The organism is Mucilaginibacter sp. P2_A5 (assembly GCF_056404995.1).
The window spans coordinates 43,073-64,339 of record NZ_JBFUCY010000031.1 but is presented as its reverse complement, the minus strand read 5'-3'; the positions used below and the strand labels follow the sequence as shown (position 1 = coordinate 64,339).

General features: G+C 44.3%; 14 protein-coding genes and 1 pseudogene. 10 read left to right on the top strand and 5 right to left on the bottom strand.

Features of this window, described 5'->3' with window-relative positions; all coding sequences use genetic code 11:
• Nucleotides 1-451 precede the first annotated feature (451 nt).
• The 3 genes from AC1DXF_RS23195 to AC1DXF_RS23185 are packed head-to-tail and all read left to right on the top strand — an operon-like array spanning nt 452 to nt 7,759.
• Nucleotides 452-3,241: a family 78 glycoside hydrolase catalytic domain gene (locus AC1DXF_RS23195; RefSeq protein WP_477451079.1), complete on the top strand. Its 2,790-nt coding sequence runs from the start codon at nt 452-454 to the stop codon at nt 3,239-3,241.
• A gap of 41 nt (nt 3,242-3,282) precedes the next feature.
• A complete protein-coding gene (locus AC1DXF_RS23190; protein WP_477451078.1) occupies nt 3,283-5,553 on the top strand; it encodes a beta-N-acetylhexosaminidase in 2,271 nt (756 codons plus the stop codon).
• Nucleotides 5,554-5,560: 7 nt separating this feature from the next.
• Nucleotides 5,561-7,759, top strand: coding sequence for a GH92 family glycosyl hydrolase (locus tag AC1DXF_RS23185; protein ID WP_477451077.1), 2,199 nt, complete (start codon nt 5,561-5,563; stop codon nt 7,757-7,759).
• Between the two features lie 169 nt (nt 7,760-7,928).
• Here the strand turns inward: AC1DXF_RS23185 and AC1DXF_RS23180 are convergent, their stop codons facing one another.
• Nucleotides 7,929-8,759: an SDR family oxidoreductase gene (locus AC1DXF_RS23180; RefSeq protein ID WP_477451076.1), complete on the bottom strand. Its 831-nt coding sequence runs from the start codon at nt 8,757-8,759 to the stop codon at nt 7,929-7,931.
• Between the two features lie 96 nt (nt 8,760-8,855).
• Here AC1DXF_RS23180 and AC1DXF_RS23175 point away from each other — a divergent pair, with 96 nt between their 5' ends.
• Complete coding sequence (locus AC1DXF_RS23175) at nt 8,856-9,401, top strand: lipocalin family protein (protein WP_477451075.1); 546 nt, start codon at nt 8,856-8,858, stop codon at nt 9,399-9,401.
• 302 nt (nt 9,402-9,703) lie between these two features.
• On the opposite strand, the gene AC1DXF_RS23170 is transcribed toward AC1DXF_RS23175, so the two are convergent.
• Together AC1DXF_RS23170 and AC1DXF_RS23165 are read right to left on the bottom strand one after the other, a co-directional pair.
• Nucleotides 9,704-11,182: an OmpP1/FadL family transporter gene (locus AC1DXF_RS23170; protein ID WP_477451074.1), complete on the bottom strand. Its 1,479-nt coding sequence runs from the start codon at nt 11,180-11,182 to the stop codon at nt 9,704-9,706.
• Nucleotides 11,183-11,200: 18 nt separating this feature from the next.
• Nucleotides 11,201-12,106: a hypothetical protein gene (locus AC1DXF_RS23165; protein ID WP_477451073.1), complete on the bottom strand. Its 906-nt coding sequence runs from the start codon at nt 12,104-12,106 to the stop codon at nt 11,201-11,203.
• A gap of 100 nt (nt 12,107-12,206) precedes the next feature.
• Between AC1DXF_RS23165 and proS the strand changes: the two genes are divergently transcribed.
• From proS to AC1DXF_RS23145, 4 genes and pseudogenes are all read left to right on the top strand, one after another.
• A complete protein-coding gene (gene proS, locus AC1DXF_RS23160; RefSeq protein WP_477451072.1) occupies nt 12,207-13,679 on the top strand; it encodes a proline--tRNA ligase in 1,473 nt (490 codons plus the stop codon).
• A gap of 276 nt (nt 13,680-13,955) precedes the next feature.
• Entirely contained in the window at nt 13,956-14,189 is a 234-nt protein-coding gene (locus AC1DXF_RS23155; RefSeq protein WP_477451100.1) for a four helix bundle protein, read from the top strand.
• 278 nt (nt 14,190-14,467) lie between these two features.
• Nucleotides 14,468-15,613 (top strand): annotated as a pseudogene (locus AC1DXF_RS23150) (cystathionine gamma-synthase); the annotation flags it as partial.
• Between the two features lie 102 nt (nt 15,614-15,715).
• Entirely contained in the window at nt 15,716-16,558 is an 843-nt protein-coding gene (locus AC1DXF_RS23145; protein ID WP_477451071.1) for a TIGR02757 family protein, read from the top strand.
• Nucleotides 16,559-16,640: 82 nt separating this feature from the next.
• Here the strand turns inward: AC1DXF_RS23145 and AC1DXF_RS23140 are convergent, their stop codons facing one another.
• A complete protein-coding gene (locus AC1DXF_RS23140) occupies nt 16,641-16,931 on the bottom strand; it encodes a hypothetical protein (RefSeq protein ID WP_477451070.1) in 291 nt (96 codons plus the stop codon).
• Nucleotides 16,932-17,418: 487 nt separating this feature from the next.
• Between AC1DXF_RS23140 and AC1DXF_RS23135 the strand changes: the two genes are divergently transcribed.
• Complete coding sequence (locus tag AC1DXF_RS23135; RefSeq protein ID WP_477451069.1) at nt 17,419-19,350, top strand: KUP/HAK/KT family potassium transporter; 1,932 nt, start codon at nt 17,419-17,421, stop codon at nt 19,348-19,350.
• Nucleotides 19,351-19,554: 204 nt separating this feature from the next.
• Complete coding sequence (locus tag AC1DXF_RS23130) at nt 19,555-20,145, top strand: hypothetical protein (RefSeq protein WP_477451068.1); 591 nt, start codon at nt 19,555-19,557, stop codon at nt 20,143-20,145.
• A 6-nt stretch (nt 20,146-20,151) separates the two neighbouring features.
• Here AC1DXF_RS23130 and AC1DXF_RS23125 read toward each other — a convergent pair whose 3' ends face one another.
• A complete protein-coding gene (locus AC1DXF_RS23125; RefSeq protein ID WP_477451099.1) occupies nt 20,152-21,210 on the bottom strand; it encodes a nucleoid-associated protein in 1,059 nt (352 codons plus the stop codon).
• Nucleotides 21,211-21,267: the final 57 nt, after the last annotated feature.

Sequence of the window (21,267 nt, the reverse complement as noted above, 5' to 3'; positions counted from 1 at the left end):
TAGAGGCGTAGCCTCGGCCAATCTTGTAGCCACGGGTTTTAACCCGTGGAAAAAAAACGAAGAAAACGAACGAGAGCCGTTCGATCCATATGAGCAATACGTATATATCGGTTGAACAAATTAAAATACCTGGATTTAGATCAAAATATGGGCCGTGCCGATGGCACTCTTGTCGTGTTTTGGCCAATCATCCACGGGTTGAAACCCGTGGCTACAATATGTGTCGGGCCGATGGTCCTTGGGAAGAGAGTTATGTAGAAGCTAATTGAAATCGATCAACCTATACAAAGTGTCGTAGAGCCAATTATTACTTTTTTGGCCCCGCGAAACTTTTGCGGGGCTTTTTCCGTTTATTGACATAATAATGCGATTACCACATCATTTTACTGTTTTATAGCTAAAATATGTATGGTATTTAAAACAAAAAACGTTCTAAAGCTATATTTAGTACATGAATTATACTCAACAAATAAGGGTGCTCAAAAAAGTATGCTTAAATATCGTTTTGTTAGTTTTTCTTTCTTTCAGCAGTTTTTCCCAGGTTAAGCCATTACCGCCGCCGCCGCTCACAGTTGATAACCTTATTTGCGAATACAAAACCAATCCCATATCGGTCGCCGTCGCCAATCCTCGCCTGAGTTGGAAACTGGTATGCCAGGAGCGCGACATTCAGCAAACATCCTATGAAATAAGAGTAGGCAGCAACGCCGTATCGTTAACTAAAGGCAAGGATATCATCTGGGGTACTGGCCGCATCTATTCCGCTCAATCTGTCCAGGTATATTATGGCGGGCCTATGCTTGCTTCGCGCCAAAAAGTTTACTGGCAGGTTAGGGTATGGGATAACAAAAACCGGGTAAGCCCCTGGTGCATGGTCAACTTTTGGAAAATGGGGCTATTAAATCCTGCCGACTGGTCGGCCAAATGGATCCAGGATACCTATGTTTCTGATACCACCGGCGGCCCGGCGCCCATGTTTCGCAAAAGTTTTAAGTTGGATAAAAAAGTGCGCGCAGCACACTTATACATTACGGCGCATGGCGTTTTTGAGGCGCAAATAAACGGCAAGCGCGTTGGTAACGATTATTTTGCCCCCGGCTGGACAAGCTATAACAAACGCCTGCAATATAATGTGTATGATGTTACCGCTAATATGCTAAAAGGCGATAACGCCATTGGCGTAACTATTGGCGACGGCTGGTACAGGGGATATACTTATAACCGGAAAAAAAATTTATATGGCAGTAAACTGGCCCTGCTTTGCCAGTTGGAATTAGTGTATACCAACGGCAAACGGGAGATCATTAATTCGGATAAAAGCTGGAAGGTATCTTATGGGCCAATACGCTCATCGTCTTTTTTTGATGGCGAGGTTTATGACGCCCGCGCGGAAAAAAAAGGCTGGACAAGTCCCCTTTATAAAGATATTGGCTGGGATACGGTTAAAACAGATTCGACCATTAAGAATAACCTGATTGCCACCGCCGGCCCGACAGTAAAAAAACACGAGAAGTTTTTACCCCTTAGGGTATTTACCACACCCGCAGGCGATCGGGTAGTTGACTTTGGACAAAACCTGGTAGGTTGGGTGCAATTTAAACTGAAAGCAAAAGCCGGCGATACCGTGAGGCTTTACCATGCCGAAGTGCTGGATCAAAAAGGGAATTTTTACACCAAAAACCTGCGTACGGCCAAACAGGAAATTACCTATGTTTTTAAAGATGACAGCCTTGCCACTTTCGAGCCTCATTTCACTTTCCAGGGGTTCAGGTTTTTAAAGGTTGTGGGTTATACCGGCCCGCTGGATTCCACAAACCTGGCTGCCTATGCTGTTTACTCGGATATGGCGCAAACGGGCAAATTTTCTACCTCAAACCCATTGGTTAACCAGTTACAGCACAATATTCAGTGGGGGCAAAAAGGAAACTTTATTGATGTGCCTACCGATTGCCCTCAGCGCGATGAGCGCATGGGCTGGACGGGCGATGCACAGGCCTTTTGCCGCACCGCTACTTTTAATATGGATGTGGCCGGTTTTTATACCAAATGGCTGAAAGATTTAACCGCCGATCAGCATAAAGATGGCGCTGTGCCCTACGTGATACCCAACATGCTGGATAGCGCTTCGTCGGCCGCATCCGGCTGGAGCGATGTGGCCACCATAGGCCCCTGGAATATTTACCTGGCTTATAACGATAAACAGGTATTGCAGCAGCAATACGAAAGCATGAAGGCCTGGGTGGGCTATATTCAACAGCATAGCCGCAATTACCTGTGGGATACAGGTAACCACTTTGGCGACTGGCTGTTTTACGCCGGCACCAATTATGAAGATGGCGCCGCCCTAACCGACAAAAACCTGATAGCACAGGCGTTTTATGCCCACTCAACCCAATTGCTCATTAATGCCGCCAAGGTATTAGGCAAAAGCGATGATGTACAAAAATATTCTCAGCTGCTGTATAATATCAAAAAAGCGTTTAACAGCGAGTATGTAACGCCTAACGGGCGCATGATATCGGGTACACAAACATCCTACGTGCTGGCTTTGAATTTTGATTTACTGCCCGAAAACTTAAGGGTATCGGCGGCAAAAAGGCTGGTAAAAAATATTGATGATTATGACGAGCACATCACCACCGGCTTTTTAGGCACACCCTACATTTGCCATGTTTTAAGCCGCTTTGGGTTTACCGATATTGCTTACGACCTGCTGATGAAAGAATCGTACCCATCATGGTTATACCCGGTTAAAAACGGCGCTACCACCATTTGGGAACGCTGGGATGGCATTAAGCCCGATGGCAGCTTTGAAGACCCCGAAATGAACTCCTTTAACCATTACGCCTATGGCGCTATTGGCGATTGGATGTACCGGGTTATTGCCGGCATCAATACAGATGAGACCGATCCGGGCTTCCACAAAATTATTATTGCGCCAAAGCCGGGTGGTAAGTTAACCAGCGCGCAGGCCGAACTGGAAACCCTGTACGGCAAAATAAAATCGGCATGGAGTATTGATAATGGCATATTTACCCTGGATATTGTGGTGCCGCCAAATACAACGGCGCAGGTTATTTTGCCTTCGGTAACCGATCAGATCACCGAAAGCGGTCTGGATATTAACACCGAAGATGAGATCACCGAAATTAAAAAAGTGGGTAATGATCAACAGATGAACGTAGTATCGGGTACTTACCATTTTGTGTATACGCTAAAAGTTCCGGGCAAAAAAAGCTGATGGGATTAAATCCGTTTAGCAGTTTTGACATAATATCGAAAATGAACAACATCAGCATAAAATATTTAACCGCGATTTTTATAGGCACCTGCCTGTCTGTGACTGTGAATGCCCAGTTACATATTATCCCCCAGCCATTACATCTAACCGAACAAAAAGGCAGCTTCATTTTAAGCAGCAAGGCGGTTATAGGGGCTGATAAGGAAAGCGAGGCCGTAGGCAAATACCTGCAAACTTACCTGGCCACCTATTATAAGCTGAAGGTAAGCCTGAAGGTTTACCCTAAAGTGCCTGCTGCTGCAGCTATACAATTGATAACAACAGCAGCCGGCAAAAACGGTGCATATAACCTGGATGTAAAACCTGGCCGGGTGAAAATATCGGGCAACGGCGCAGGTGTGTTTTATGGGGTGCAATCATTAATCCAATTATTACCGGGGCGGGCTATAAGTCCTTTTAAATTAGCAGCATGCCGTATTGCCGATGAACCCAGGTTTCAGTGGCGTGGTTTAAGTTTGGATGTAAGCCGCCATTTTTTTACGGTTGATGAGGTAAAAAGGTATATTGATGTGATGGCCCATTACAAACTGAATGTTTTCCATTGGCATTTAACGGATGATGAGGGCTGGCGCATCCAGATTGATAAATATCCTAAACTTACTGAGGTGGGGGCTAAGATCAGCTATTACGAAAAGCAGGGCAAATTTCGCAAACTGGATAACCTGATTGATGGCGGCCGCGATGGCTTTTATACCAAAGCCGATATTAAAGAAGTTGTAAAATACGCGCAAGACAGGTTTGTAACCATCCTGCCCGAAATTGAAATGCCCGGCCACAGCGAGGCGGCTATTTTTGCCTATCCCCAACTGGGCTGCCAGGATTCAACCGGCGCCAAACACCGGGTGCGGATGCTGGACCCAGGTGAATATACTTTTACCTTTATGGAAAACGTGCTTACCGAGGTGATCGCACTGTTCCCTAACCCATACATTCACATTGGTGGTGACGAAGCTGAAATGATAGACTGGCTGAAAAGCCCGACTGCCGTTGCCCTGATGAAAAAAGAGGGCCTGAAAAGTGAGAAAGAGGTACAAAGCTATTTCATTAAACGCATCGAAAAATTCCTGCTCTCCAAAAATAAAAAGTTGATAGGATGGGACGAGATATTGCAGGGCGGCCTTGCCGAATCGGCCACGGTAATGAGCTGGCAGGGCGAGGCCGGCGGTATAGCCGCCGCCAGGATGCACCACCACGTAGTGATGACCCCATTGCCCTACATGTACTTTGATGCCCCCCAGGCCAATGAGGATTTGGAGCCCATTGGCTGGAACCCGCCGGTGCCATGGCAAATGGTATACAACTACGAGCCCATGTCGAAAGAGCTCAATCCAGAAGAAGCTGCATATATTTTAGGCGCCCAGGGCAATATCTGGGCCGAAAAAGTGCCCAATGCCCTGCACTTACAATACATGGTTTACCCGCGCGCGCTGGCTGTTGCCGAATTAACCTGGTCGGCAACAGAAAACAAAAACCTTGATAGGTTTGCGTATAAAATGAAGCAGCAGTACGGTTATTTCAAACTATGGAACTGGAACGCTCGCCTGCCCGATATTGTGGGCATGGATAATATAGTAACCAACAGCAATCAATTTGGACTGGTACTTAAATACCCGCTACTGGGTGCGCAGGTACGCTATTCCCTAAATGGCAAAATGCCCGATAGCGCCGCAAAACCACAAGCATTCCCGTTGAATATCAGCGCCACGCTTAAAGATAGCCTGGTCATTAAAACCTATACCACCTGGACACTCAATAAGCAGCACATTTTCCAGGCAGCAACTATAAAGCATATTGATTTAAAGCCGGTAATTTTAGATGAGGCCGCTTTAACCCCCGGTTTAAACTATAAACTCATTAAAAGTAAAGAAACCGACTATGCCAGGCTGGATACCCTTAGCCAGGTGGCAACAGCTGTAATAAACAGCACCAATCCCATGGTATTGCCGGTGACCGATGGTAACCTTACCTGGGTTAAAATGTACGGATACCTAAAAATTGAACACGATGGCGACTATCAGCTTACTTCGGTATTTGAGGTTAGCCCGGCATTGTTTTTAAACGGACAGCCCGTCATCTACAGGAGTAAAAACACCTACGTTGAGCCGCAAAAAGCATTGCTGCACCTTACAAAAGGCGTATACAATTTAAGCGGATATTACGTTGCCGATAATATCAACAGGACGCAAGACCTGATCATGCTAAAAGCCGCCAACGGCCAGGCGCTCGACCCGCAACGTTATTTGTTACACTAACCGGTTAATGATGCGATATAAAAGCATTTCGGAAATATTGCTGTTGATAATGTGTTTGGGCGCAACTATAGGCCTGCACGCTCAAACTTATAGCAAATATGTAAACCCTTTTATCGGTACATCGGCCACAGGGCATACATTCCCGGGGGCAACCGTTCCTTTTGGGTTGGTGCAGCTAAGTCCCGAGACCGGTAACTTCGGCTGGAATTATTGCTCTGGCTACCGGTATGAAGATAGCGTAATCACCGGTTTTGCCCACACCCATTTAAGCGGCACCGGCGGCGTTGATTTAGGCGATGTCTTAATCTTCCCTTTCCAGGGGAAAGATCCCGGAAAATTCGTGAGCAAATTCTCGCACCAAACAGAAAAAGCATCGCCGGGCTATTATGAGGTTGTTTTAAGCGATCATAATATCAAAGCGCAGCTTGCCGCTACGGCACATGCGGGTTTGCATCGTTATATATTTAGCAAACCCGGTAAATCACATTTACTGATTGATATGCAAAGTGGTCTGGTTGAAGATGCTGAACAGTTGAAGGAACATGTATCCGAAGGCAGCATTACCGTCAACAGTAAAAACATCATCAGCGGGTATGCTTACTCCAGCCAGTGGGTTGAGAAGAAGGTGTTTTTTACCGCTACGTTCGGTAAAACCTTTACCGGTTATCATTTTGTTGATGGCGACGCCCATCGCCGACTGGTTGTTGATTTTGACACCAAACCAGGCGAAACTATAGAAGTTAAAGTTGGCATCTCCACGGTGAGCATTGATGGCGCCCGCAAAAACCTCGCGGCTGAAACAGCCAATAAAACCTTCGCCCAGGTTAAAGCCGCAGCTGCCAAAGTATGGGAAAACTATTTTGCCCGATTGAAGGCCGAGGGAGGAGAAGAGCAAAAAACAGCCTTTTATACCAGCGTATATCATGCCCTTATTCAACCTAATAATATTGCGGATGTTGATGGCAAGTACCGCGGCGCCGATGGTTTGGTGCGTCAATCTGCCGATAAGGTTTATTATTCTACCTTGTCATTATGGGATACCTACCGGGCGGCCCATCCGCTGTATACCCTCATCTGCCCGGATAAGGACGGACAAATGGTTGAGAGCATGCTGCAACACTTCAACATAGCCAAATTATTGCCTGTATGGACATTGTTTGGCAAAGAGAGCTATGCCATGATAGGTAACCATGCCGTCCCCGTTATAGTTGATGCCAGCCTGAAAGGCATTAAGGGCTTTGATAAGGAACAAGCATTTGCAGCCATTAAAGCTACGCTTACCAACAATAAAAGCCCCAAATACAATTGGGATTTGTACATGAAGTATGGCTACCTACCGTCAGACTCGGTAAAGCGCGAGGCGGTATCGCGTACATTGGAGGCTGCTTATGATGATTGGTGTGCCGCTCAGTTAGCCAAATTGCTGGGCAAAATAGCAGATTATAATTACTTCAGTAAGCGGTCTTCCTTCTACAAAAACCTGTTCGATAAATCAACCAACCTGATGCGGGGCAAACTGGCCGATGGTAATTGGGTACAACCCTTTGCCAACCTGGATAGCGGCCAGTTGGCCATTGGCGGCGATTATACCGAGGGCAACGCCTGGCAATACACCTGGCAAGTACAGCAGGATATTCCGGGGTTAATTAACTTAATGGGAGGGAAGAAGGCTTTCTTAACCAAACTCGATTCCCTGTTCAGTATGGATTCCAAAGTATTTGGCAAAGGCTCAACACTGGATGTTACCGGGCTGATAGGCCAATACGCGCACGGAAACGAGCCTAACCATCACATAGCTTACCTGTACACACTCGCCGGCGACCCTGCTAAAACACAACGTTTGGTAAGGCAAATTGCTGATCAGTTTTACCAAAACAAGCCAGACGGCCTGTCGGGCAACGATGACTGCGGGCAAATGTCGGCATGGTATATTTTTACCGCAATGGGCTTTTACCCGGTTAATCCGGCCGATGGTAAATATGTGTTTGGAGCACCACAGCTGAGCAGGGTAAGTTTGGCATTACCCGGTAATAAAAATTTTATTATCGAGGCTAAAAACCTATCGGTAGTAAATAAATATGTGCAAAGCATCAGCCTGAATGGGAAACCATATCTGAAGAATTATATCAGTCATAAAGATATTTTGAAAGGGGGGATGCTGGTTTTTGTGATGGGGGATAAGGCTGCAGCAACTATAACTAACTAATTTATGGGTTAGTGTTCCACCGGAACGGTGGAACGCGCTGGAACACATGTGTTCTGATTATCAGCTATTTAGCTTTTATGGAAAATTGGCGATGGAACACTTAATTTTTTGATTTTCAGTTGATTGCAAAATTTAGACGTTTGGCAAATGTTGCTTTAACTGTTCCGTTTTATTGAATTGAGGCCTTGAACCGGTACTTCAATATCGCGTCAATGTTCACACTCTTTACAATCTTCCACGCTTTCAATTCATCAATAAACTCCGGTTTTTCCAACCCGGCATCCGCAGCTGCCCGGGTATAGAACACCGACCTGACCGGATGATCCGGCGCGCAACCGTTAAACAGGTAACCAAAGGCATCTTTGTTAATAATGGCTTTTGTTAATCCAATGCAATCGTCAAGGTGTATCAGGTTTACCGGCGCATTGCCATTAGGGACATCCTTTTTCCCGGCAAAGAATCTTCCTGGGGCCCGGCCCGGCCCAATTAATCCCGCGAAGCGGATAATGGTAGTTTTAAATGTTGCCTCTTGCCTGAAAAGGTTTTCGGCAGCAAACAGAACCCTGCCTGCTTCGGTGTTGGGTTGCGGGTTGGTATTTTCGTCAACCTGGTTATTTAGGTCGGCATAAACTCCGGTGGAGCTGATGAATATTACTTTTTTAACACCATGCCGCTTAATCGCATTAATGATCTTTTCTATCTTATGAATAAAATACACACCCTCGCCCGCGCGTGTTTTAGGCGGGATGGCTATCAAAAGTATGTCGCAGTTAAAAAAACGGGCGTCGTAATTTTCGGTGGCGGCAGTAAAATTAATCAGGTATGGCTCAATACCATCAGCCGCCATGGTTTCCATTTTACCGGGCGATGTGGTTGATCCTTTTACCTTTATGCCATTGCTTACCAATGCCTTTGCCAGCGCCAGCCCATACCAGCCGCAGCCCAATATACTGATGTTGTTTTTATGCTGTAATATGCCTGTATTATCCAATTTTAACACTTTGTGACAAAGGTAATTAAATATTTCACGGGTCGAAGCTGCGTAAATATCTGCCTTCGGCTTAAACTTTTTGCTCCTGCTGATCGTTAGTGAAATATGAAGAAAGAAATTTTGGCAACTTCTGTAGTATTGGGTTTGGCCGCTGCCGCTGCTTTGGCATTACAGCAGACAAAGGAAAAACCTTTGGAAACCGTAAATTACGTCGACCTAAAAAAATACCTGGGCACCTGGTTTGAGGTAGCCGCTTTTGAGCAGCCTTTTGAAAAAGGGTGTTCCTGTACGTCGGCAACTTACGGCTTAAATAAGGATGGCAGCATCATTGTTAAAAACCGGTGTATAAAAGGCAATAAACTTAAAGTAACCGAAGGGCGGGCCACCGTGGCAGATAAAGGCGTTAACTCCAAACTCGACGTACAGTTTTTTTGGCCCTTTAAAGGCAAATATTGGATTATTGACCTGGCCAAAGACTATAGCTATGCCATGGTTGGGCATCCTAACCGTAAATACCTGTGGATTTTGAGCCGCCGGCCAACGTTAGATGACCAAACTTACAACCAGCTATTGGTACGTGCCGCAAACAAAGGATTTGACATACGGCGGCTGGTAAAAACCGAGCAGATAGGCGACCTTTCGGGGATATAAATAGTATCAAGTAGCACATAAATAGTATCAAGTAGTAAGTATCAAGTAGCAAGATTTTTTTGATTTCGGATAACGGAGACTTGAACTTGCAACCTATAAATAGTATCAAGTAGTAAGTATCAAGTAGCAAGATTTTTTGATTTCGGATAACGGATTTTTAAACTTGCAACCTATAAATAGTATCAAGTAGTAAGTATCAAGTAACAAGATTTTTTGATTTCGGATAACGGATTTTGAACTTACAAAGCCTGCCTTCTAAGGTCTTACTACTTGATACTTACTACTTACTACTTGATACTCTCTTAAAAACTATATCCCAATGTAAGGAATGCGTTATTATTGGTCTTTTTAAGATCCGCCGCCGGGCTCCCCGTACCTATTTCATAAGGATAAACTGTTTGGTTGCCGCTTAAATGGGCATAGGTGGCATCAACGTAATAGCTGCCAAACCTTACACCAATACCACCACTGATGGTTTTAATATCGCTGCCCTTGGTTTTTAGCGGGCTGCCTTGTATGCCATAACCACCGCGCAGGTAAAACATGCTGTTAAGGCGTGCCTCGGCGCCTATATGGGCGTTTACGGTTGAGCGGTACAGGGATTTTATGTTGCTGTTATCAAAATCGGCGCTGTAGCTGTCGTTACTGCTGAGATGGGTAGTAGTATAGTCGATATAATCTATATCGCCGGATATAAAGCCGTATTTGCCTATAAAAATGGCAGCACCGCCCGTTAATTTTAAAGGGGTGCGCATATTGTAGGCTAACGGATACTCTACCGGTTCATTTTCGGCGTTGTTGAAATTGGTAAAATTGGTGCTCAGGCCTTCGGTATAAGAGTCAGTTATCGAGTAATAGGTCGGCGATGTAAAGGTAAAGCCTAAGCGCAACGCATTAACCGGCTTATAAATTACGCCCAGCTTAACGTTGGCGCCGGAACCCGTAGTAAGCTGGTCCTGCACAAAATTTGAGTTAAAGTTTGCATTTGTGCTCACATTGTTAACCAGTATACTGGCTGTACCGGTTTCGTTAAACACATTGTACGAGTTATACCGGATATTGGAAAAAGATACTCCCAATCCAAAATATAGCTTATTACTGTAGTTGGCGCCAAATGCCAGGTTAACTTCCGATTGTCCGCCGGTGCGGATGGTGTTGTTTAATTGATTGACAGTACCAAACGCGTTTCTGCGGTACTCGCTGCCGCCGCCCGTGGTGGCATAGTTATCTATCAGGTTTTGCTGATAAGCCCAATCATCCAATCCGCCTTCGCTTAGCTGGCCGTTTGAATTGGCAATGCCTGCATAATAGTCGCCTATGGAGTTGCTGGTGTTTTTACCGCCGTAGGTAATGTTTTCATAAAAATTATTGGTACGGCTATATGCTGCGCCATAGTTAATACTTAGCCATCCTTTGGTTTTATCACGACCTCTTGGCGTGCGCAGCTGCTGGTAAATAGCAACCGAGGCGTTGTTGAAATTCAGGTTGCTTTTGCTATCGGTATTAAACTGGCCAAGATAGGTTGAATTTACCTTCGACCCATTAAACTCCGGCGTAATGCTTGCCTCTGAGTGTGTAAAAAAGCCCAGCCCGGCGGGGTTGCCGCTTATCGAGCTTAAATCGCCCCCAATAGCCGTGCCCGCGTTGCCTATCCCCTTGATGCGCGATGTTGAACCTGTTTGAAAGGTGCTGAAGCGAATGGCATCCTGCGAATATTGCGCAAAACTATCTTTAGTAATTGCTACTATAGCAATCACACTAAGTAAATATTTAATCTTCATAGATTTAAGCTGATAAAATTATGGTCTAACTGGTCTGCCGCCACCGCCGCCGCCACTGTTACCGCCGCCGCCCGAGCTTGAGGGTGATGACGATGGAGCAGGAGATGGTGAAGAACGCTCAACACTTTGTGTTTGCGGCCTGGTATCTTGTTGCCTTACTGGGCGCGAATCGCGCGAGTAACTGGTATTGCTACCATTGCTGCTGTTATTTGAATTACCGCGGGTAACACTGCCGTTGGTTGTACGGTTTGCCCGGCCGCCAGGTATATAACCTATCCCGGTCCTGGTGGGGGATGCTGTACCGCCGGGACGTGTCGCACGGCTAAATGAGCCTGGCGCGTAAGAACGGCCACTGAACGGACTGCCGGTGCCGCGTACAGGGCGTGGTGTACCTGATGATACATAGCCCCCGCGGCCATAACCGCCACCATAAAAGCCTCCGTAACCAAAACCGCCGCCATAGCCTCCATAACCGTACCCGTAGCCATATCCTAAGCCAAGTCCCCAGCCGCTACCGTAACCATAGCCCAGCCCCCAGCCTCCATAGCTATAAGGCGAATAGCCGTAACCGTATGGCCCGTAGTTAAAGCCTAAGCTAAAGCCGCCATTGTAATAAGGGTTGCTGTAACCGTAATATAAATTATCATAATAACTAAACGGAGAGTAATAACTGAAACGGTTTATACGCGATGCATAATCATCATAATAAAAATAATCATCGTCATCTTCCTGTTGTACCTGCTGGTTATCAGCATCAGTTTGGTTATAAACAGGCTGTACGGCATAAATAGGCTCATCTGCTGCTTTCGCGTTCGAAAAGTAAACATCGTCGTTACTGGCAGTGGTTGCGAGTTTTTGGGTGGAGCAGGAACTCAGCGCCAGGGCGCCGATGAGAAAAATTCCTATTGCAATATTCCGTTTCATATGCAGGATTGTAAAAGTTCGGGTTCGAATAAGTTTTAAATTTATAAATTTGGGCGCAATATACAATAATTGCAAAGTCAAAAATTCTATTCCAATCAATATGAGCAAAGGTGTTATCAGTAAAGACGAAGATTATTCGCAATGGTTTAACGACTTAGTAATTAAATCTGACATGGCCGAATATTCGCCGGTTAGGGGCTGCATGATCATTAAACCGTACGGCTATTCTATATGGGAAAAAATACAGGCCGTGCTTGACGGCATGTTTAAAGATACCGGGCACAGCAATGCCTATTTCCCGCTGTTAATACCCAAATCATTCTTTAGTAAGGAGGCCAGCCACGTTGATGGTTTTGCCAAGGAATGTGCTGTTGTTACCCATTATCGCCTTAAAAACGATGGTAATGGTAATATTATAGTTGATGAGGATGCCAAACTGGAAGAAGAGCTGATCATCCGCCCAACATCAGAAACCATTATCTGGAACACTTATAAAGGCTGGATCCAATCATACCGCGATTTGCCTATCCTGGTTAACCAATGGGCCAACGTAATGCGCTGGGAAATGCGCACCCGTTTGTTTTTGCGCACCAGCGAGTTTTTATGGCAGGAAGGCCACACCGCCCACGCTACAGCCGAGGAAGCCATAGCCGAAACCGAGCAAATGCTGAATGTTTATGCCGATTTTGCCGAAAATTGGATGGCACTACCGGTAGTAAAAGGCCGTAAAACCGCCAACGAGCGTTTTGCTGGAGCTTTGGATACCTATTGCATTGAGGCTTTGATGCAGGATGGTAAAGCCTTACAGGCAGGTACATCGCACTTTTTGGGGCAAAATTTTGCCAAGGCATTTGATGTAAAATTCACCAATAAAGAAAATAAGATAGAACATGTTTGGGCAACCTCATGGGGGGTATCAACCCGTTTGATAGGCGCCTTAATTATGGCCCATAGCGACGACGCCGGGCTGGTATTGCCGCCAAAACTGGCGCCTATACAAGTTGTAGTTGTGCCTATTTACAAGCACCAGGAAGAGCTGGACAATATATCGGCTTATGTGGATTCTTTAAAGAAAGAACTGAAGGCCAAAGGTATCTCAGTAAAATTTGATAATCGTGATACCCACCGCCCCGGAGCAAAATTTGCCGAGTACGAGTTGAAAGGCGTACCGTTGCGCGTTGCCATTGGCAGCCGCGACATGACAAACGGAACAGTAGAACTGGCCCGCCGCGATACCAAAACCAAGAATACCGTTAACCAGGAAGGTTTAGCCCAGCATATTGAAGCTTTATTAGAAGAAATTCAGAACAATATCTATAAAAAAGCTTTCGATTTCCGCGCCGAAAATATGACCGAGGTTGATACCTACGACGAGTTTAAACGCATGCTGGATGAGCAACCAGGCTTTATAAGTGCCCATTGGGACGGCACACCGGAGACCGAACAAAAGATAAAAGAGGAAACTAAAGCGACAATCCGTTGCATACCTTTGGACAATAAGCAGGAAGAGGGGAAATGTATTTTGACGGGTAAGCCGTCGACGCAACGAGTTTTGTTTGCCCGGGCGTATTAGGCTGGTGAGTGGTTGATTGGGTTGATTAGGTGAGTGGTTATATTTGGAGAGTAGTTGATTGGGTTGATTAAGTGAATGGTTATATTTGCATAAATTCATGCCAACTACTCACCCAATCAACCACTCACTAATCATTTGACAATGGCCTCGTTTACGGATCTTGAGACATGGAAGCAAGCAAGAAAGATTAGAAATGTAATATCCGGACTTGTTAAAAATTTTCCTGCTGAAGAAAAATATCGGTTAACAGATCAAATCATACGTTCTTAGCGTTCTATAGGAAATAACTTAGCTGAAGGACACGGTCGGTTTCATTACCAGGATAATATTCGCTTTTGTATTATGGCGAGAGGTTCGTTAACTGAAACACTCGATCATTTGATGATAGCACTTGATGAAGATATTATAACAAACGATACATTACAATCATTTCAGGCAGAATACGATAGTTGCCTGCGATTAATAAACGGTTACATTCAATATTTAAAAGGCAAGAAAGTAGAGGGATAGTGAATGGGTGAATAGTTGATTAGGTGGAGGGATAGTGAATGGTGAGTAGTTGACTAGGCGGAGGATAGTGAATGGTGAATAGTTGATTAGGTGAGTGGTTGAACAGAGAAGCCAACCACTCACCTAATCAACTCAATTAACCACTCACTTAAGCACAACCACTCACTTAATCAACCCAATCAACCACTCACCTAAACATAACCACCCACTTAATCAACCGAATCGACCATGATCCTAAAACACAACCACTCACCTAATCAACCCAATCAACCACTCACCTAAAAATGAAATTCGCAACTAAAGCAATACACGCAGGGCAGGAGCCCGATCCAACTACAGGCGCTATCATGACGCCGATATACCAGACATCTACCTACTGGCAAAAATCGCCGGGGGATAATAAGGGATATGAATACTCGCGTGGTACCAACCCAACCCGCAAAGCGCTGGAGGGCTGTTTGGCCGCATTGGAGAATGCCGAATTCGGCCTTGCTTTTTCAAGCGGGATGGGTGCCACTGATGCCGTAATGAAACTATTACAGCCTGGTGATGAAGTAATTACGGGGAATGACCTTTATGGCGGATCCTATCGTATTTTTACCAAAATATATGCTCACTATGGCATCAAGTTTCATTTTTTGGATTTGTCTGATCCCGAAATTGTTGCTGAGTATACCAACTCATACACCAAACTGGTTTGGATAGAAACACCTACCAACCCAACTATGCAAATTGTGGATATTGAGGCTATAGGCAAAATAACCAAAGAGAAAAATTTACTGTTTGTGGTAGATAATACCTTTGCATCGCCATACCTGCAAAATCCTATCGACCTTGGGGCCGACCTGGTGATGCACTCGGTAACCAAATACATTGGCGGCCATAGCGATGTTGTAATGGGAGCCCTGATGATGAACGATGAGGACCTGTATAAAAGGCTTTGGTTTATTTACAACGCTTGCGGAGCCACACCCGGCCCAATGGATAGCTTCCTGGTGCTTAGGGGTATTAAAACCTTGCACCTGCGTATGAAAGCCCATTGCGAAAACGGCCGCCTCGTAGCCGAGTTCCTGAAATCGCACCCCAAAGTCGAGAAAATTTACTGGCCGGGCTTTACCGATCATCCAAATCACGAAGTTGCTAAAAAACAGATGCGCGATTTTGGCGGCATGATCTCTATCGTACTGAAAGATGCCGACCTGCAGGAAACCTTCCGCATCGCTTCATCATTTAAAGTATTTGCTCTTGCCGAATCATTGGGCGGTGTAGAATCCCTGATTAACCACCCCGTAAGCATGACCCACGGATCTATCCCCAAAGCCGAACGCGAAAAAGCAGGTGTGGTTGACAACCTGCTGCGTTTAAGCGTAGGCGTAGAGGATATTGAGGATTTGCTGGAAGACCTTCGTCAGGCACTGAGTTAAAACCTACCCGTCATTGCGAGGTACGAAGCAATCCCCTACATGCAAGTCCACTTAGCAAATCGGGGATTGCTTCGTACCTCGCAATGACGTTTTTTATATGTGATGATCGAAAACATAAAGTCTTTCCTCGATTCCAAAGTTGCCCAATACAACCGCCCGGAGTTTATTGAGAACGATCCTGTCGTAATCCCGCATATGTTCAGCAAAAAGCAGGATATCGAGATTATGGGTTTTTGGGCTGCTACCCTGGCCTGGGGGCAGCGGGTTACTATTATCAAGAAGTGTCGTGAACTGATAACCTTGATGGACGGGGCTCCCTATGATTTTATCATCAATCACCAGGAGCCCGATCTTAAAAAGCTGCTGAGCTTTAAGCACCGCACTTTTAACGATATCGATACGCTGTATTTCATCAGCTTTTTTAGATATCATTATGAAAATTTTGATTCGCTTGAGGACGCATTTATGCCCCCTAACCCCCTGAAGGGGAAACCACAGGTGGCAAATCAAAAAGCTCCCCCTTCAGGGGGCTGGGGGGCTGAAGATCATCTTAACCATTTTCGAAGTTATTTCTTTTCCTTACCCGATTACCCGCATCGCACCAAAAAACACGTGTCCTCGCCCTCGCAAAAGTCAACCTGTAAACGGTTGAATATGTTTTTACGCTGGATGGTTCGTAAAGACGATAACGGCGTTGATTTCGGCATCTGGAACCGGATCAAACCTGCGGATCTGATCTGTCCGCTCGATCTGCATGTAGACAGGGTTTCCCGCAAGCTGCTGCTCATCACCCGCAAACAAACCGACTGGCAAACTGCCCTTGAACTAACAGAACGCCTTAAACAATTTGATCCGCTTGACCCGGTGAAGTATGACTTTGCCTTGTTTGGATTAGGAATTGAGGAACGGTGGGGGATAGAGGGGGTGCTTCCAAATTTTAGTTAAGCCCGAAGTATTAAGTATTAAGTCGGAAGTCTTAAGCCCGAAGTCCGAATTGTCATTTTGACTTCAGACTTAGTACTTCAGACTAATTTTTCGCCTTTTCAACAACCACAATAGCGGGCTTTGGCTCTTCAACCCGCTCCATACGTACTAATCGCCCTTCTTTAAAATAATAGTACATGTTTGCGGTAACCCTTTGCCCATCAGCTTCCAAAGCCCTTTTATAAACCGACCGGTTTTGTGTTGCCTCAACAAGGCTCAGGTTATACTTCTGCGATGCGGTGAATTCTGTTTCGCTCATGCCAATGGTATACTGCTTAACCGCGCAGCTTGTTAAAATAACAGATAGAAATAAAATGGCGAATGACTTTTTCATAAAGGAAATGTGACAAGTTTTATAATATAATTTGTTTGTACGGTTATGACTTATCCGGCGCAGAAAGGTTTACTTAATAGGAGCCAATTTCGTTGTTATTTATTGGGCGTTTATACCGGGAGGTTGTTTGTATAATTAAGCAAGACACACCAAAAGCATTGTAATATTTATTGTTTGCAAAGGGCTATCGTTTTGATAAAACCTATCAAAATGATAGGTTTTTCAATTTTTATAAATTCATATATTTTTCATTCAATTGTCTGTAATACAGATTTTTAGTTTTTATAATTACCCTGCAGGCATGTGTTTTGACTGCGAGGCTTCGTTATTAAAAACAGTTTATGGTGATAGTATTTCTTTGTTGCTGCGGTCAATATTCAATGTGGCTGCAAAAAAAATCCCTGGCAACAGTATTGTCACTTTTTCCATCCCCTAATTTTTTATTTATTAAATGAACTCACACGTTAAGCATCTCACATTTGCGGGCATGATTGTTACGCTCGGTATTATTTTTGGCGATATCGGTACTTCCCCGCTATATGTATTTCAAACTCTGCTGGTCGAAGGCGGGAAAGTTGATCCGGCCCTGGTTTTAGGTTCCATTTCCTGCATTTTCTGGACGCTTACCCTGCAAACCACCTTCAAATACATTGTAATAACCCTACAGGCCGATAATAAGGGCGAAGGTGGTATCTTCTCATTGTATGCCCTGGTAAGGCGTTATGGCAAGTGGCTGGCTATACCGGCTATTATTGGCGCAGGCACATTACTTGCCGATGGTATAATTACCCCACCAATATCGGTTACCTCGGCTATCGAGGGGTTGAACCTGGTACCTTACTTTTCGGATGTTATTATTCCGGGTAATAACCTTATTTTGATTATTGTAATTGCGATAATTATACTGCTTTTCTTTTTTCAGCAATTTGGCACCAAGGTGGTTGGCTCGGCTTTTGGGCCTATTATGCTGATGTGGTTTTTGATGCTTGGCATTTTAGGCGGAATACAGGTAATCCATTCTCCTGGCATATTTAAAGCCCTAAACCCTTATTATGGGGCGCGCTTACTAATGGATCATCCAAAAGGTTTCTGGCTGCTGGGCGCGGTGTTTTTGTGTACAACAGGCGCCGAGGCCTTATACTCCGATCTGGGCCATTGCGGCCGCAAAAACATCCAGGTAAGCTGGATATTTGTTAAGGTTACGCTGGTTATTAACTACCTTGGGCAGGGTGCATGGGTATTGGCGCAGGCCCCAACCAAAAATTTTACGGGCGTAAATCCATTCTTCGAAATAGTACCACACCAATTCCTGATCCCAAGTATTGCATTGGCTACTATGGCTACTATTATTGCCAGCCAGGCTTTAATCAGCGGGTCGTTTACCCTGATCAGCGAGGCGGTGAGCATGAACTTTTGGCCGCGTATTACTATCAAATACCCATCTAATATTCGCGGACAGATTTATATCCCCAGTATCAACTGGATCCTGTGCGTAGGTTGTATCCTGGTATCGTTGTACTTTAAAACATCAAGCGCCATGACCGCGGCTTACGGCTTTAGTATCACCATTGCCATGCTCAGCACCACCATTTTAATGTATTACTTTATGCGTTATGTGAAGCATTGGCCTGTTTGGCTGGTAACCATTATTTTGTGCCTGTTTTTAACTGTTGAGTTCTCGTTTTTTGTAGCCAACGCTGTTAAAATAGTTAAAAGGTTATTTTTTGTGGGTTTTGAAGTAGGGTTGATATTCACCATGTACATCTGGTTCAGGGCGAGAAAAATCAACAACCGTTTCCTGCATTTTGTAGATATTAAAGAAAAATTACCCCTGTTAAATGCACTTAGTGCCGATACTACCGTAAATAAATACGCCACGCATTTAATTTATCTGACCAAAGCCAATAACAGCAAACAGATAGAAGAAAAGATCATTTACTCCATCATGAGCCGCCGCCCTAAACGTGCTGATATCTATTGGTTTGTGCACATTGAGCGTACCGACGAGCCTTATACCATGGAGTACAGTGTTGACCACATTGAGCCCGGCAAGATTATCCGCATCGAGTACCGCTTAGGCTTCAGGATCCAACCGAGGGTTAATGTGCTGTTCCGCAACGTGGTAGAAGATATGGTGAAACGTAAGGAAATTGATATTACCAGTAAATACGCATCGCTTAAAGAGTACAATATCCCTGCCGATTTCAGGTTTGTAATTATGGAGAAATTCCTGAGCTACAATAACCTGTTCAGCGTGAGTGAAGGATTTATCCTCAATAGCTACTTCGCCATCAAAAAACTTGCCCAGTCAGAAGCCAAAGCTTTTGGTTTGGATACCAGCGAAACACGGATTGAAAAAATACCGCTGGTGGTAAAGCCGGTGAGTAATTTACATTTGAAAAGGGTGGAGCCGGTATAGGTTAGATGAGTGGTTGATTAGGTGAATGGTTGGTTAAGTTGATTAGGTGAGTGGTTGATTAAGTTCAATCAAATTTAACCGCTCACCCAATCAACCACTTTTATGCTTTTGAACAGATTGAGATATAATTGTAGTGATTATCCAACATATTAAGATTGATAGCGTCGAGTGTATTATATTTGCGATACTTACGCTAAACCAATCATGACCACAAAAAAAATAATCCCGATTTTGTTTGCACTGATTTTTGGTGTGATGAACCTTTATGCGCAACACGTAAAACCTGTTTTTAAGCGCTTGGTTTGGTCCTCTTACGAACCTGCATCGGATAATTTCCAAAAGATCAATATTGTTGATCTTTTGGAAATTAATGCAGATGGTTTAGTGCATTTAATGACAAAATATAAAGGTATCGGTGATACTACTTACCATTTATCTGCGGAATTAGTGAATAAACTAAATGCTGTTTTTGATGGTAATAAAAAATTAACGACATATATGACAATTAATAAGTTGCCAGAAGGTTCGCACTTTGCGGGTGCACTTCAATATTTATATTACATAAATGCTGCAGGCAAAAAAGATGAGTTAATATTCATCCCCAGCTTTATGGATAGTAGTTTTTATAAGCTATTGAATGATATATATAACTCGCCTTCTATATACAACCCGAAAGTTAATATTATACATAATCCGGGCTTGGCGACGCAAATACTTAAGTTCCACAAGGCTTGTTCCTGTGCTCCCAAAATTGAACAGCCACCTGCGATAATGGAGTTTACACCGGCTAATTGATTTAGCCTACGCTTCTTCCTTAAAATAAACCTTATAAAAGTTCATAGCTTTATCGTCGTCAAAGCCTTTTTCGATGAGTTGTTTATCGCCATGGATATAAATGTGGAAATTTTTATCCAGCTTTAAAACACTTTTGTAGTCGCGGGCTTGTTTTTTTACAGCATTGCCCGATATTTCGAAGCTGTTGCCAATTGGGCTGTCAAATTCCTGTTCGTACTGGTTTTTGAAGGTTTTGAATGATTCAATGGCTTCCGGGTTGCCTATTACCTCGTTGCCAAATTCGTCCATATCAAAGGTTTCCTTTTCTTTAAAGTACTTCATCGACCGGTTAAGCAAGTCTATCTTGTCGGCCTTGCTCATTTCAAACTGATCGTCGAGTTTTTGGGTAACAAAGTTTTTGTAAATTCCCAAGGTATTGTTGGTTTGGTTAAAGCTATCGTTACGGATTTTGAGCTGTAAAAAATCGTCTTTCCAGTACACGGCTGCATCCTGGCCGCCGTTGGTTTTATCAACCACCACCACTTTATAACCGTTTTCTTTTTCGATATTGAAGATGAGCACGCCTTTATCCAACTTGTTAATGTTAATGGCATCCTGCTCATAATCAACCTGGAAACCGCCTTTATCCGGGTAAACCTTCAGGTAGGTTTCTTTATTCTCCGATTTAAAAATGCCAATGGTATCCAATGGGTTACCTTCAATTTGTACGCTGTTAAAGTAAACCACGTACAGCTCGCCTCCTTTAATATTGGGGTGAGTGGTAACCTTAAACAGGTGTTTGGCAATTTTTTCTGATGCTTCGTGAAATTTTTCCCTGTCCTCAAATACCTGGGTAGCAAAGTTGTGCAATTCGTTAAGCGCCAGGTCGCCGCTGCTGTGTGTCAGGTGATAAACTTCGTTAATCTTTTCAAAAGGTTTTAAAAAATACTGCATTAACAGGTTAGGAATAATCTCATCCTTCAATTCCAGCGGACTATCCGACAAGGCGTACAACTCATCCTGCAATGGATTACCAACATGATGTACCGAAATAGTATCGAGCGAAGCTTCAAAAAAAGTTACCATAGTGGGGGCAAAGTTAAGGTTTTTAGTCATTGGGTCATTTGCTACGCGTCATTAAGT

What these genes read in the sequence shown, in the direction of transcription:
- AC1DXF_RS23195 (WP_477451079.1), top strand. Translation starts at nt 452, where the DNA reads ATGAATTATACTCAACAAATAAGGGTGCTCAAAAAAGTATGCTTAAAT.
- AC1DXF_RS23190 (WP_477451078.1), top strand. Translation starts at nt 3,283, where the DNA reads ATGAACAACATCAGCATAAAATATTTAACCGCGATTTTTATAGGCACC.
- AC1DXF_RS23185 (WP_477451077.1), top strand. Translation starts at nt 5,561, where the DNA reads ATGATGCGATATAAAAGCATTTCGGAAATATTGCTGTTGATAATGTGT.
- AC1DXF_RS23175 (WP_477451075.1), top strand. Translation starts at nt 8,856, where the DNA reads ATGAAGAAAGAAATTTTGGCAACTTCTGTAGTATTGGGTTTGGCCGCT.
- AC1DXF_RS23170 (WP_477451074.1), bottom strand. Translation starts at nt 11,182, where the DNA reads ATGAAGATTAAATATTTACTTAGTGTGATTGCTATAGTAGCAATTACT.
- AC1DXF_RS23165 (WP_477451073.1), bottom strand. Translation starts at nt 12,106, where the DNA reads ATGAAACGGAATATTGCAATAGGAATTTTTCTCATCGGCGCCCTGGCG.
- proS (WP_477451072.1), top strand. Translation starts at nt 12,207, where the DNA reads ATGAGCAAAGGTGTTATCAGTAAAGACGAAGATTATTCGCAATGGTTT.
- AC1DXF_RS23145 (WP_477451071.1), top strand. Translation starts at nt 15,716, where the DNA reads ATGATCGAAAACATAAAGTCTTTCCTCGATTCCAAAGTTGCCCAATAC.
- AC1DXF_RS23140 (WP_477451070.1), bottom strand. Translation starts at nt 16,931, where the DNA reads ATGAAAAAGTCATTCGCCATTTTATTTCTATCTGTTATTTTAACAAGC.
- AC1DXF_RS23135 (WP_477451069.1), top strand. Translation starts at nt 17,419, where the DNA reads ATGATTGTTACGCTCGGTATTATTTTTGGCGATATCGGTACTTCCCCG.
- AC1DXF_RS23130 (WP_477451068.1), top strand. Translation starts at nt 19,555, where the DNA reads ATGACCACAAAAAAAATAATCCCGATTTTGTTTGCACTGATTTTTGGT.
- AC1DXF_RS23125 (WP_477451099.1), bottom strand. Translation starts at nt 21,210, where the DNA reads ATGGTAACTTTTTTTGAAGCTTCGCTCGATACTATTTCGGTACATCAT.